Annotated in this window: 10 protein-coding genes; 9 read left to right on the top strand and 1 reads right to left on the bottom strand. The window is 61.1% G+C overall.

Annotation, left to right across the window (positions count from 1 at the left end; genetic code table 11):
* Nucleotides 1-113: 113 nt before the first annotated feature.
* The 9 genes from hutH to mdoH all read left to right on the top strand — a co-directional run bounded on the left by hutH (nt 114) and on the right by mdoH (nt 12338).
* Nucleotides 114-1646 carry a histidine ammonia-lyase gene (gene hutH / locus ACM6I5_RS07405; RefSeq protein WP_414883474.1) on the top strand — a complete coding sequence of 511 codons (1533 nt, stop codon included), beginning with the start codon at nt 114-116 and terminating at the stop codon, nt 1644-1646.
* 101 nt (nt 1647-1747) lie between these two features.
* On the top strand, nt 1748-2953 hold the full coding sequence (gene hutI, locus ACM6I5_RS07400) for an imidazolonepropionase (protein ID WP_017336089.1): 1206 nt from the start codon (nt 1748-1750) through the stop codon (nt 2951-2953).
* Nucleotides 2954-2963: 10 nt separating this feature from the next.
* Entirely contained in the window at nt 2964-3767 is an 804-nt protein-coding gene (gene hutG / locus ACM6I5_RS07395) for an N-formylglutamate deformylase (protein ID WP_414883473.1), read from the top strand.
* 272 nt (nt 3768-4039) lie between these two features.
* Entirely contained in the window at nt 4040-4996 is a 957-nt protein-coding gene (locus tag ACM6I5_RS07390; protein WP_414883472.1) for a choline ABC transporter substrate-binding protein, read from the top strand.
* Between the two features lie 205 nt (nt 4997-5201).
* Entirely contained in the window at nt 5202-6155 is a 954-nt protein-coding gene (locus tag ACM6I5_RS07385; protein WP_050558245.1) for an alpha/beta hydrolase, read from the top strand.
* An 81-nt stretch (nt 6156-6236) separates the two neighbouring features.
* The gene (gene pip / locus ACM6I5_RS07380; protein WP_017336093.1) at nt 6237-7208 is read left to right on the top strand and encodes a prolyl aminopeptidase; all 972 of its coding nucleotides are present in this window, start codon (nt 6237-6239) and stop codon (nt 7206-7208) included.
* Nucleotides 7205-7642 carry a D-aminoacyl-tRNA deacylase gene (gene dtd, locus ACM6I5_RS07375; RefSeq protein WP_414879933.1) on the top strand — a complete coding sequence of 146 codons (438 nt, stop codon included), beginning with the start codon at nt 7205-7207 and terminating at the stop codon, nt 7640-7642. The genes pip and dtd overlap by 4 nt, the downstream gene beginning before the upstream one ends.
* A 321-nt stretch (nt 7643-7963) precedes the next feature.
* A complete protein-coding gene (locus ACM6I5_RS07370; RefSeq protein ID WP_414879934.1) occupies nt 7964-9775 on the top strand; it encodes a glucan biosynthesis protein G in 1812 nt (603 codons plus the stop codon).
* On the top strand, nt 9768-12338 hold the full coding sequence (mdoH, locus tag ACM6I5_RS07365; RefSeq protein WP_017336096.1) for a glucans biosynthesis glucosyltransferase MdoH: 2571 nt from the start codon (nt 9768-9770) through the stop codon (nt 12336-12338). The genes ACM6I5_RS07370 and mdoH overlap by 8 nt, the downstream gene beginning before the upstream one ends.
* A 454-nt stretch (nt 12339-12792) precedes the next feature.
* On the opposite strand, the gene ACM6I5_RS07360 is transcribed toward mdoH, so the two are convergent.
* Nucleotides 12793-13506, bottom strand: coding sequence for a methyl-accepting chemotaxis protein (locus ACM6I5_RS07360; RefSeq protein WP_414883506.1), 714 nt, complete (start codon nt 13504-13506; stop codon nt 12793-12795).
* Nucleotides 13507-13616 lie beyond the last annotated feature (110 nt).

Here is a 13616-nt window from a genome sequence, read left to right as displayed (position 1 = left end):
ATCAAACCAGCGTGCCAAGGCGCAGCCCCTCCCCACAAGGCGGGAAGCGACGGACAACGGACATCTCCGGAGCGTCTGGTTAGTTAATAACAAACTCTCATAAGGAGCTCAAAATGACTGCGCTAAACCTGATTCCCGGCCAACTGAGCCTGGCCCAACTGCGTGATATCTATCAGCAGCCGGTCCGGATCACCCTCGACAACAGCGCCTCGGCTCAGATCGAAGCCAGCGTTGCCTGTGTGGAACAGATCCTCGCCGAGAACCGCACCGCTTACGGCATCAACACCGGTTTCGGTCTGCTGGCCTCGACCCGCATCGCCAGCGAAGACCTGGAAAACCTGCAGCGCTCACTGGTGCTGTCCCATGCCGCCGGTGTGGGCCAGCCGATCAGCGACGCCTTGGTGCGGCTGGTCATGGTGCTCAAGGTCAACAGCCTGAGCCGTGGTTTCTCCGGCATTCGCCGGGTGGTCATCGACGCGCTGATCGCCCTGATCAACGCCGAGGTTTACCCGCACATTCCATTGAAAGGTTCGGTCGGTGCCTCCGGTGACCTGGCGCCGTTGGCCCACATGTCGCTGGTGCTGCTGGGTGAAGGCAAGGCACGCTACAAAGGCGAATGGCTGGACGCGACCGAAGCGCTGAAAGTCGCCGGTCTGACCCCGCTGACCCTGGCCGCGAAAGAAGGCCTGGCGCTGCTCAACGGCACTCAGGTGTCCACCGCTTATGCGTTGCGCGGTCTGTTTGAAGGTGAAGATCTGTTCGCGGGCGCCCTGGCCCTGGGCGGCCTGACCGTCGAAGCGGTGCTGGGTTCGCGCTCGCCGTTCGACGCACGCATTCACGCCGCGCGTGGCCAGAAAGGCCAGATCGACGCCGCTGCCGCTTACCGCGACCTGCTGGGCGAGCGCAGTGAAGTCTCCGACTCGCACCAGAACTGCGAAAAGGTTCAGGACCCGTACTCCCTGCGCTGCCAGCCGCAAGTCATGGGCGCCTGCCTGACCCAGTTCCGTCAGGCTGCCGAAGTGTTGGCCGTTGAAGCCAACGCCGTCTCGGATAACCCGCTGGTGTTCGCTGCTGAAGGTGACGTGATCTCCGGCGGTAACTTCCACGCCGAACCCGTTGCGATGGCTGCCGACAACATGGCTCTGGCCATCGCTGAAATCGGCTCGCTGAGCGAACGCCGCATCTCGCTGATGATGGACAAGCACATGTCGCAACTGCCGCCGTTCCTGGTGGCCAATGGCGGCGTGAACTCCGGTTTCATGATCGCCCAAGTGACCGCTGCGGCACTCGCCAGCGAGAACAAAGCGCTGGCCCATCCACATTCCGTGGACAGCCTGCCGACGTCGGCGAACCAGGAAGACCACGTGTCCATGGCACCGGCTGCCGGCAAGCGCCTGTGGGAAATGGCCGAGAACACACGCGGGATTCTGGCGGTGGAATGGTTGGCGGCAGCCCAGGGCCTGGACCTGCGTGAAGGCTTGAAGACTTCGCCAAAACTCGAAAAGGCCCGGGCGATTCTGCGTAAAGAAGTGCCGTTCTATGAGAAGGATCGTTTCTTTGCGCCGGACATCAATGCGGCGACTGAACTGCTGGCGACGCGTTGCCTGAATGAACTGGTGTCGGTGAAGCTTTTGCCGAGCCTGTGATGTACTCATCGCCAGCAGGCTGGCTCCCACAGTTGCATTGCGCATCCTTGTGGGAGCCAGCCTGCTGGCGATTCGATTTTGAATACTGTGGAGACTAAGGGATGAAAACCCTCTGGCAACACTGCCACGTCGCAACCATGGCGCAAGGCGTCTACTCGATCATCGAGGATGCGGCCATCGTGACGTCAGGTGCGCGCATTGAGTGGATCGGCCCTCGCGCTGAGCTGCCGTCTGGTGAATACCCGGCCGTCAACGATTTGAACGGGGCCTGGGTCACCCCGGGCCTGATCGACTGCCACACCCACACGGTGTTCGGCGGTAACCGCAGCGGTGAATTCGAACAGCGCCTGCAAGGCGTCAGCTACGCGGAAATCGCGGCGGCCGGTGGCGGCATCGCCAGCACCGTACGCGCCACTCGCACGGCCAGTGAAGACGAACTTTTCGCCAGCGCCGCCAAGCGCCTGAAAAGCCTGATGCGTGACGGTGTCACCAGCATCGAAATCAAATCCGGCTACGGCCTTGATCTGACCAACGAACGCAAGATGCTGCGGGTCGCCCGTCGTCTCGGCGCCGAACTGCCGATCAGCGTGCGCAGCACCTGCCTGGCGGCTCACGCCCTGCCACCGGAGTATGTGGGCCGCGCCGACGATTACATCGATCACATCTGCGCGGAAATGCTCCCCGCGCTCGCCGCCGAAGGCCTGGTGGATGCGGTGGACGCGTTTTGCGAGTACCTGGCGTTTTCACCGGCGCAGGTCGAGCGCGTGTTCATCACCGCTCAAGCGCTTGGCTTGCCGGTGAAGCTGCACGCCGAGCAACTGTCATCGCTGCACGGTTCGAGTCTGGCGGCGCGTTATCACGCATTGTCGGCCGACCACCTGGAGTTCATGACCGAAGAAGACGCCATCGCCATGGCCGCGTCCGGCACCGTCGCGGTGTTGCTGCCGGGGGCGTTCTATTTCCTGCGTGAAACCCAATTGCCGCCGATGGATGCCCTGCGCAAACACGGCGTGAAAATCGCCATTGCCAGCGACCTCAATCCCGGCACCTCGCCAGCGCTGTCGCTGCGCTTGATGCTGAACATGGCGTGCACCTGTTTCCGCATGACCCCGGAAGAAGCCCTGGCGGGTGCAACGATTCATGCCGCCACCGCGTTGGGCATGGCCGAGACACACGGCTCGCTGGAAGTTGGCAAGTTCGCGGACTTCGTCGCCTGGCAAATCGATCGTCCCGCCGACCTGTCGTACTGGCTGGGCGGTGATCTGGAGAAACGCGTCGTGCGTCACGGCGTTGAAACGAGCGTTTAGGAGAATAGTTGTGGATAAGGTTCTGAACTTCAAACAAGGCCGTGTGCCGCTGCTGATCAGCATTCCCCACGCCGGCCTGCGCCTGACCCCGGCGGTCGAAGCTGGGTTGATCGCCGACGCGAAAAGCCTGCCGGACACCGACTGGCACATCCCCAGGCTTTACGAGTTCGCTGCCGAACTGGGCGCCAGCACGCTGGCCGCCGAGTACTCGCGGTTTGTCATCGACCTGAACCGCCCGTCCGACGACAAGCCTCTGTACGCAGGCGCGACCACCGGTCTGTACCCGTCGACGCTGTTCGACGGCATTCCGTTGTTCCGTGAGGGTATGGAGCCGTCGGCAGCGGAACGCGCGACCTATCTGGAACAGGTCTGGACGCCGTACCACAGCACGCTGCAGAACGAACTGGCTCGTTTGAAAGCCGAATTCGGCTATGCGTTGCTGTTCGATGCGCACTCGATCCGTTCGATCATTCCGCACCTGTTTGACGGCAAGCTGCCGGACTTCAACCTCGGCACCTTCAACGGCGCCAGTTGTGATCCTCAGTTGGCCACCCAGCTGGAAGCGATCTGCGCACGGCATGGCGACTACAGCCATGTGCTGAATGGTCGTTTCAAGGGCGGCCACATCACCCGGCACTACGGCAATCCGGCGGAAAACATTCATGCGGTGCAACTGGAGTTGTGCCAGTGCACCTACATGGAAGAATTCGAGCCGTTCCGCTATCGCCCGGATTTGGCTGAGCCGACGCAAGTGGTGCTCAAGGAATTGCTGCAAGGATTGTTGGCCTGGGGCGAAAAGCACTACACCGCATAACTCTGTTGCGAGGGGGCTTTTTGTGGCGAGGGAGCTTGCTCCCGCCGGGTTGCGAAGCAGCCCCGGACCACGACGGCTTCGCCGCCGAGCGGGAGCAAGCTCCCTCGCCACAGGTTGTTGTCCGCCTCGATACTGGATCGGGACAGTCGCCACCGTGCAAAACACAGTCGCCACAGTTCGCTTTTACCTCTCGTCTGCTGCGTAATGTTCCGGACACGGTGCACAAAGACACCGAGCCCACAACAATCCGCTGCCGCACGAGAAAGCCCTCTATGACAAGCACCAAAGGTTTGTTCACCCGCTGTCTCTCAATCCTTTGCGGTACCGCTCTTCTGAGCACCAGTGTTCTGGCCAGTGACGATGCTTCCTGCAAAGCCGTGCGCATGGGAGTGGTCAACTGGACCGACGTAATTGCCACCAGCGGCATGGCTGATGTGCTGCTCAATGGTCTTGGCTATGAAAGCAAGCAGACCAGCGCCGTGCAGCAAATCATCTTCGCCGGCATCCGTGACAAGCGCCTCGATATCTTCCTCGGTTACTGGAAACCGGCGATGGACAACAATATCGCGCCGTTCGTGGCGGCCAATCAGGTGAAAGTCATGGCCAAGCCGAGTCTGGCCGACGCTCAGGCAACGCTTGCTGTGCCGCAGTACGTCGCCGACGCCGGGCTGAAAACCTTCGCCGACATCGCCAAATTCAAAGACAAGCTTGGCGGCAAGATCTACGGCATCGAGCCGGGCAGCGGTGCCAATACCACCATCAAGACCATGATCGAGACCAATCACTTCGGCTTGAAGGATTTCAAACTGATCGAGTCCGGTGAGGCCGGCATGCTGGCCGCCGTTCAGCGGGCGGTGAACCGCAAGGAATTCGTGGTGTTTGTCGGTTGGACCCCGCACCCGATGAACATCAACATGAAAATTGCCTACCTGACCGGCAGCGAAGATGTCTACGGGCCGAACGAAGGGGCGGCCACGGTCTCCACGGTGACGTCACCGGACTACGCCGAACGTTGCCCGAACGTGAACCGTCTGCTGGAGAACCTGACGTTTACCGCCGCTCAGGAAAGTCAGCTGATGGTGCCGATCATGGAGCGCAAGACGCCGCAGGACGTTGCCAGGCAATGGCTGCGTGATCACCCGGAAGACCTTCAGCGCTGGCTGGCGGGTGTCAGCAGTTTTGACGGCAAGGACGGTGTAGCCACCGTACAGGCCAGCCTGAAAAACTGACCCGCCTTCTTTTGGCGCGCAATTTCTGTGGCGAGGGCGCTTGCTCCCGCTCGGCGGCGAAGCCGTCGTAAACCCGGCTGCTCGGGTGCACCTGATAAAACTCGGTTGAGTGGTTTGGGGGCTGCTTCGCAAACCAGCGGGAGCCAGCTCCCTCGCCACAGAACCGAGTTCCACTTCCAATGCTGAACTGACTGGCACCAGGCTCATGGCTACTTACCCGCTATCTGCACAAATGTCGGCCTTCGTCGAGAAAACCGTCAGCTTCAACAGCACCGAGAGCAGCCTCGCCGGCATGCGCCAGGCCTACAGCGACATGTGTCGGGCATTTACCCCGCCCCGTCCCGCCGGGCTGTATGTCGTGGACTTTGAATTGGCCGGTGTGCCGGTGCGCTCGTATCAGCCGCCGGTTTCGCCGTTGACCGGCGGTTGTCCTTGCATCGTGTATCTGCACGGCGGCGGTTGGGTGGTGGGGGATCTGGATTCCCACGATTTCATCTGCGCTGAACTGGCGTCGACGCTCGACGTGTTAGTGATCGCCGTCGATTACCGTCTGGCGCCGGAGCATCCGTTTCCGGCGGGCTTCAACGATTGTCTGGGGGTGTGGCGGGCGTTGCGAACCGGGCCATTCCAGCTTGATCCCGCGCGTACGCTGGTGGCAGGCGACAGTGCCGGGGGAAATCTCGCCGCCGCGCTTTGCCTGGCATTGCGCGATGCGGGTGAGCCATTGCCAGCGGCACAGGTTCTGATCTATCCGGGGCTCGGCGGCGACCAGCGGCTGGCGTCGCGCAGCGAATGCGTTGACGCGCCGTTGCTCAGCAGCAGCGACGTGGATTGTTATCACGCCTTGTACTTGCGCGGCAGTCGACAACCGGGCGGCTATGCGATGCCGTTGCTCGCCGAGGATCTCGGCGGCTTGCCGCCGGCGCTGATCGCTGTGGCGCAATTCGATCCGCTGCGCGACGACGGCGTGCGCTACGCCGAGCGACTGGACGCCGCGGGCGTGGCCGCAACACTTTATTACGGCGAGGGACTGGTTCACGGCTGTTTGCGAGGGCGGGGCCAGGTCGCCGAGGTCGATGCGCTCTATGAAACGCTGCTCGGCTATCTGGCTGAAAAAACGGGCGGTAAAACTCTGGCTCAGCAAGGGCATGCTCATTGACGTAATTCGGGTTTATGATGCCGGACGGCAGAATAATAGAAGTCCCCCCAGGGATGACCTCGACCCCTTACGGAGCGCGCAATGCAGACTTTGTACCCGCAGATCAAACCCCACGCCCGGCACGATCTGGCTGTCGATGAAACCCACACCTTGTATGTCGACGAAAGCGGTTCGCCGGAAGGTTTGCCGGTGGTATTCATCCACGGTGGCCCCGGTGCCGGGTGTGATGCACAGAGTCGCTGCTTTTTTGATCCGAACCTGTACCGCATCGTCACCTTCGATCAGCGCGGTTGCGGCCGCTCCACCCCCCACGCCAGCCTGGAAAACAATACCACCTGGGATCTGGTCGCCGACCTTGAGCGGATTCGTCAGCACCTGGGCATCGACAAATGGGTGCTGTTTGGCGGGTCATGGGGCTCGACCCTGGCGCTGGCCTACGCGCAAACCCACCCGGAGCGGGTACACGGTCTGATTCTGCGCGGGATTTTTCTCTGCCGTCCGCAGGAAATCGAATGGTTCTATCAGGCAGGTGCCAGCCGTCTGTTCCCCGATTACTGGCAGGACTACATCGCGCCGATCCCGCTGGACGAGCGTGAAGACTTGCTCAGCGCTTTCCACAAGCGCCTGACCGGCAACGACCAGATTGCGCAGATGCACGCGGCCAAGGCCTGGTCTACCTGGGAGGGCCGTACGGCGACCTTGCGTCCAAACCCGCTGGTGGTCGACCGTTTCTCCGAGCCGCAGCGTGCGTTGTCGATTGCCCGTATCGAATGCCATTACTTCACCAACAATGCGTTCCTCGAGCCGAACCAGCTGATTCGCGACATGGGCAAGATCGCCCATTTGCCAGGCGTGATCGTGCACGGTCGTTACGACGTGATCTGCCCGCTGGATAACGCCTGGGAATTGCATCAGAACTGGCCGAACAGTGAATTGCAGGTGATCCGTGACGCCGGGCATGCCGCCTCCGAACCGGGCATTACCGATGCCTTGGTGCGCGCCGCTGATCAGATGGCCCGGCGCTTGCTCGACCTGTCCCCAGAAGAAGCATGAAGGGCCTGCTGCAGCGCGTGCGTGGAGCGCGAGTCGAGGTAGCGGGGGAGGTGGTGGGTGCCGTCGATCAGGGGTTGCTGGTACTGGTCGCGGTCGAGCCCGAGGATACTCGGGCCAGCGCCGACAAACTTCTGCATAAGCTGCTTAACTATCGAGTGTTCAGTGACGCCGAGGGCAAGATGAATCTGTCCCTGGCGGACGTCGGTGGCGGGTTGCTGCTGGTCTCGCAGTTCACCTTGGCTGCCGACACCAGAAGCGGGTTGCGCCCGGGTTTTTCAACGGCCGCACCTCCGGCGTTGGGCGAGGAGCTTTTCGACTATCTATTAGGGAAAGCGAAACAGGTGCATGGCACTGTGGCATCAGGTAGATTCGGCGCGGATATGCAGGTGCACCTGGTCAATGATGGCCCGGTTACCTTCCTGTTACAGACCTGAAAGCGCTTGAAACAAGTTTTTAAGCGCTTTTTCACTGAAAACAGGGGTTTTTCGCGAGAAATACTTTGTTGCGCCTGATGCGTTGTAACGCGGCCTGCTAGATAATCGCGCGCTACGGGGATCAGCGTTCGTTGGTCCGTTTTGACTTAGGTAGAGACTTGTCCTGGACCTGTTGGGGAATCATTTGGCCCCATAGGAGTCGGAACAATGCTCGCCAACTTGGCAAGAGTGGTTTGTAGGGACGGGTTTTTCCTTCCGTCTACCTCACAGGCCCTTCAACTGGCCGTTGGTTTTTTGATCTGTTTTCGGCGAGGGTTGCTCGTGATTGTTAGTCCCTGTATTGCACCAAAATTGTCTGCCAAACGGTTACGAAGCGCTCTGGTAGCGGGCTCTGCCCTGCTTTGCCTGCTCAGCGCCGGCCAGCTTTGGGCATTCAGTCTGGATGATGTATCGGCCAAGGCAAAAGAGCTGGCCGGGCAGAAATACGAAGCCCCGCGCAGTAACCTGCCGAACGAATTCCGCGAGATGAAGTTTGCGGACTATCAAAAAATCCGTTTCCTGACCGAAAAAGCCGAATGGGCCGATCAGAAAACCCCGTTCAAGCTTTCGTTCTATCACCAGGGTATGCATTTCGATACGCCGGTGAAAATCAACGAAATCACGGCCAATACCGTCGAAGAGATCAAGTACGACCCGACGCGTTTCGATTTCGGCGACCTGAAATTCGATCCTAAAGCGACTGAGCAACTGGGTTATGCCGGTTTCCGTGTGCTGTACCCGATCAACAAGGCCGACAAGCAAGACGAAATCATGACCATGCTCGGCGCGAGTTACTTCCGCGTTGTCGGCAAGGGTCACACGTATGGCTTGTCCGCTCGCGGCATGGCGATCGATACCGCGTTGCCGTCCGGCGAAGAGTTCCCGCGTTTCCGTGAGTTCTGGATTCAACAGCCGAAACCGGGCGACAAGCACCTGGTCATCTTCGCCCTTCTGGATTCGCCACGCGCTACCGGTGCCTATCGCCTGACCGTACGTCCGGGCAGCGACACCATTGTCGACGTCAAGGCTCAGATGTTCCTGCGTGACAAGGTCACCAAGCTTGGCGTTGCGCCGCTGACCAGCATGTTCCTGTTCGGCGCCAACCAGCCTTCCAAAGTGCTGAACTATCGTCGCGAACTGCATGACTCCAGCGGTCTGTCGATCCATGCCGGCAACGGCGAGTGGATCTGGCGCCCGTTGAACAACCCGAAACACCTGTCGGTGAGCAACTACTCGGTCGAGAACCCGCGTGGCTTCGGCTTGTTGCAACGTGGCCGTGACTTCAGTCACTACGAAGACCTCGACGACCGCTACGACAAGCGCCCAAGTGCCTGGATCGAGCCAAAAGGCGATTGGGGCAAGGGTTCTGTAGACCTGGTCGAAATTCCGACGGCCGATGAAACCAACGACAACATTGTTGCCTTCTGGAGCCCGGAAAAACTGCCTGAGCCTGGCCAGCCGCTGGAGTTCGGCTACCGCATGCACTGGACCATCGACGAAGCCGCGCTTCATGCGCCGGACAGTGCCTGGGTTCAACAGACCCTGCGCTCCACAGGCGACGTCAAACAGTCCAACCTGATTCGTCAGCCGGACGGCAGCGTTGCCTATCTGGTGGACTTCGAAGGCCCGTCGCTGGCGGCATTGCCGTCCGATGCGGACGTTCGCAGCCAGGTCAGCGTTGGCGACAATGCCGAACTGGTCGAGAACAGCGTGCGATACAACCCTGAAACCAAGGGCTGGCGCCTGACCCTGCGCATGAAGATCAAGGACCCGAGCAAAGCCACCGAGATGCGTGCTGCGCTGGTCCAGAACATTCTGCCTGCCGACCTGGCCAAGTCATCCGTGCCAGCGTCCAGCAATGCTGTGGCCAAGGCCGACAAGGTTGCCGCCAGACAACAGGAAAAAGCAGACAAGGAAGCCAAGCAAGCCGAGGCCAAGCAGGCCGAAGCCAAGCCAGTCGCAGATGCCAAGGAGGCCAACAAAGACGCCAAGCAGCCTGCTGCTGCGGACGCGGCCCCAGCCACACCGGAATCGGCCGCGACTGAAGACGTCCTGACCGAGACCTGGAGCTACCAGTTGCCTGCCGATGAGTAATTCTCAAGTACAGCCAGAGACGCTTGCCGAGTATCTGGCGCATTTACCGATGACCGACGAGCAGCGCGCGGAACTCGCGGGCTGCCAGTCCTTCAGCGAGCTGCACCAGCGCCTGTCGTCCTCGACGTTCGACGCACCGACCGAGGCTGCTCAAGCCTCGGTGGGCCGTCGTTTGACCCTGAACTCCGCTGAAGAGCTGGAAGAAGCGGAAATGCTGGTGCTCGACGCCAGCGGTCGGGTTTGCCTCAAGGCCACTCCACCGATCCGCCGGACCAAAGTCGTGCCGGAGCCGTGGCGCACCAACATTCTGGTGCGTGGCTGGCGGCGTCTGACCGGCCGCACCAATCCGCCAGCCCCGCCGAAAGACGAGAACGTGCTGCCGGCCGCGCGCTGGCGCACCGTAGGTTCGATCCGGCGTTACATCCTGCTGGTACTGATGCTTGGTCAGACCATCGTCGCCGGCTGGTACATGAAGGGCATCATGCCGTACCAGGGCTGGTCGTTCGTCGACCTGAACGAAGTCCTGCATCAGCCAATCCTGAAAACCGTCACGCAAGTACTGCCGTATGCGCTGCAGACCAGCATCCTGATCATGTTCGGGATTCTGTTCTGCTGGGTGTCGGCCGGTTTCTGGACGGCATTGATGGGCTTCCTTGAGTTGCTCACCGGGCACGACAAGTACCGCATCTCCGGTAAAAGCGCCGGCAATGAGCCGATTCCCAAGGACGCGCGCACCGCACTGGTGATGCCGATCTGCAACGAAGACGTGCCGCGGGTGTTCGCCGGTCTGCGCGCGACGTTCGAGTCGGTCGCTGCCACGGGTGACCTGGATCGCTTCGACTTTTTTGTCCTCAGTGACAGTAACGATGCCGATATCTGTGTTGCCGAGCAGCAAGCCTGGCTGGACGTTTGCCGCGAAGCCGGCGGTTTCGGCAAGATTTTCTATCGCCGCCGTCGCCGTCGGGTAAAACGCAAAAGCGGCAACCTCGACGACTTCTGCCGTCGCTGGGGCGGCGATTACAAGTACATGGTCGTGCTCGACGCTGACTCGGTGATGAGCGGCGAATGCCTGACCAGTCTGGTGCGCTTGATGGAAGCCACGCCGGACGCCGGGATTATCCAGACCGCGCCGCGTGCCTCGGGCATGGACACGCTGTATGCGCGCATGCAGCAGTTCGCGACTCGGGTGTACGGTCCGCTGTTCACCGCCGGTCTGCACTTCTGGCAGTTGGGCGAATCCCATTACTGGGGCCACAACGCGATCATCCGCATGAAGCCGTTCATCGAGCACTGCGCCCTGGCGCCGTTGCCGGGTAAAGGCGCATTCGCCGGGGCGATTCTGTCCCACGACTTCGTCGAAGCCGCGTTGATGCGTCGTGCGGGTTGGGGCGTGTGGATTGCCTACGACTTGCCGGGCAGCTATGAAGAACTGCCGCCGAACCTGCTGGACGAACTCAAGCGTGACCGTCGCTGGTGCCACGGTAACCTGATGAACTTCCGCCTGTTCCTGGTCAAGGGCATGCACCCGGTTCACCGTGCAGTGTTCCTGACCGGCGTGATGTCTTATTTGTCGGCGCCGCTGTGGTTCTTCTTCCTGGTGCTGTCGACGGCGCTGCTGGCGGTCAACACACTGATGGAGCCGCAGTACTTCCTTGAACCGCGCCAGCTCTATCCGCTGTGGCCACAATGGCACCCGGACAAGGCGATCGCGTTGTTCTCGACCACCATCGTGCTGCTGTTCCTGCCGAAGCTGTTGAGCATCATCCTGATCTGGGCCAAGGGCGCGAAAGAGTTCGGCGGCAAGTTCAAGGTGACCTTGTCGATGCTGCTGGAGATGCTGTTCTCCATGTTGCTGGCGCCGGTGCGGATGATTTTCCACACTCGCTTCGTGCTCGCCGCGTTCCTCGGCTGGGCCGCCACCTGGAACTCGCCGCAACGTGACGACGACTCCACGCCGTGGAGCGAAGCGGTCAAGCGTCACGGGCCGCAAACCCTGCTGGGTTTCTTCTGGGCGTTGCTGGTGATCTGGCTGAACCCGAGCTTCCTCTGGTGGCTGGTGCCGATCGTCGGTTCGTTGATGCTGTCGATTCCGGTGTCGGTGATCTCCAGCCGCGTGGGCCTGGGCCTCAAGTCCCGTGACGAGAGCCTGTTCCTGATCCCCGAGGAATACAATCCGCCGCAGGCGTTGCTGGCAACGGATCAGTACACCCATGAAAACCGTTACCACGCGCTGAAAGACGGCTTCATCCGCTCGGTGGTCGATCCACAGCAGAACGCCCTGGCGTGCGCGCTGGCGACGTCGCGTCACCGTGAGGCCGAGCCGATCGAATGGCTGCGGATCGAGCGTGTGCGCCATGCCTTGAAAGTCGGGCCTGACGGTTTGACCAACAACGAGCGTGTGCAACTGCTGAGCGATCCGGTAGCACTGGCTCGCTTGCATGAGCAGGTGTGGAACGAAGGTCATTCCGCGTGGCTGGAAGCCTGGCGCAAATCGGTGAAAGCCGATCCCCATGCGCCGCTGCTGCCGCTCAAGCCACTGAGTGCACAGCCTCAATTGGCATAAAAGGCCCCGCTTCTGAGAGGAGGCGGGTGTTTTTAAAGATCGCAGCCTTCGGCAGCTCCTGCACGGTATCAATCTGTAGGAGCTGCCGAAGGCTGCGATCTTTTGCTTTCAGTCCCGCGAAACAACAAATCACGCGCAAACACTTTTGCAAACGAGCGAGTGCGTTAGGCCCCGTCCGCGAATTGGTGCGCCCGGATAATTTTTGTCCGTATCGATGCTTTTCCTGAGGGGAGCCGGCGTTTGCGGGCCTCATGACGCTTATCTACGACGCGCCATACAACGTAGTGGCGGTGAACAAGGTCGGCAATATGGAGTAAGGCCCGGTCAGACAGACCGCGTCGCGCCCCATCGCCAGCAGGCAGGCTCCCACACTGAAATGCATTCTCCTGTGGGAGCCAGCCTGCTGGCGATTGCATCAACTCGGTTCCAAGCGGACCGAGGCATGCACATCACCTCAAACCTTGAACCTGCCCACCAGCATCTGCAAATGCGTCCCCAGCCGCGCCAACTCTACGCTGGAGGCCGCGGTCTCTTCACTGGCGGCCGAGGTCTGCTCGGACACATCGCGCACGTTCAGCACGCTACGGTTGATCTCTTCAGTTACCGCGCTCTGCTGTTCGGCCGCTGCGGCGATCTGCTGGTTCATCGACTGGATCGCCGACACGGTGCGGGTGATGCTTTCCAGTGAGCCACCGGCACGGCGGGTCAGTTCGACGCTGCTGTCGGTCAGGCTGCGGCTGTTGTCCATGATGGTCGCGACTTGCTGGGTGCCGCTTTGCAGACCGACGATCAGCTCTTCGATTTCTTCGGTGGACTTCTGGGTGCGTTGGGCCAGGCTGCGGACCTCGTCGGCGACCACCGCGAAACCACGCCCTGCTTCACCGGCGCGGGCGGCTTCGATCGCGGCGTTGAGCGCCAGCAGGTTGGTTTGCTGGGCCACGGATTTGATCACGTCGAGCACGCTGCCGATCTTGTCGCTTTCGCGTTTCAGGTGACCCATGGCTTCGGTGGAGTTGCCGACTTCCAGGGCCAGGCGCTCGATCTGCGCGATGGCTTCGCCAACGACCTTGTCACCTTCGCGGGCCTGCTGATCGGCGGCCAGAGCCGCTTCAGAGGCCTCTTCGGCGTTACGAGCGACTTCCTGCACGGTGGCGGTCATTTCGTTCATCGCGGTCGCCACTTGGTCGGTCTCGACCTTCTGGCTGTTGACCCCGGCGCTGGTCTGCTCGGTCACTGCGGACAGTTCTTCGGCAGCGCTGGCGATTTGCGTAACGCCAT

Origin of the sequence: Pseudomonas sp. IT-P171, from assembly GCF_949767765.1 — a bacterium.
GTDB lineage: Bacteria > Pseudomonadota > Gammaproteobacteria > Pseudomonadales > Pseudomonadaceae > Aquipseudomonas > Aquipseudomonas fluorescens_B.
This window is presented reverse-complemented; position numbering and strand designations above follow the sequence as displayed.

Coding starts and splice junctions, on each gene's coding strand:
- hutH (WP_414883474.1), top strand. CDS start 114: ATGACTGCGCTAAACCTGATTCCCGGCCAACTGAGCCTGGCCCAACTG.
- hutI (WP_017336089.1), top strand. CDS start 1,748: ATGAAAACCCTCTGGCAACACTGCCACGTCGCAACCATGGCGCAAGGC.
- ACM6I5_RS07390 (WP_414883472.1), top strand. CDS start 4,040: ATGACAAGCACCAAAGGTTTGTTCACCCGCTGTCTCTCAATCCTTTGC.
- ACM6I5_RS07385 (WP_050558245.1), top strand. CDS start 5,202: ATGGCTACTTACCCGCTATCTGCACAAATGTCGGCCTTCGTCGAGAAA.
- pip (WP_017336093.1), top strand. CDS start 6,237: ATGCAGACTTTGTACCCGCAGATCAAACCCCACGCCCGGCACGATCTG.
- dtd (WP_414879933.1), top strand. CDS start 7,205: ATGAAGGGCCTGCTGCAGCGCGTGCGTGGAGCGCGAGTCGAGGTAGCG.
- mdoH (WP_017336096.1), top strand. CDS start 9,768: ATGAGTAATTCTCAAGTACAGCCAGAGACGCTTGCCGAGTATCTGGCG.
- ACM6I5_RS07360 (WP_414883506.1), bottom strand. CDS start 13,506: ATGAACGAAATGACCGCCACCGTGCAGGAAGTCGCTCGTAACGCCGAA.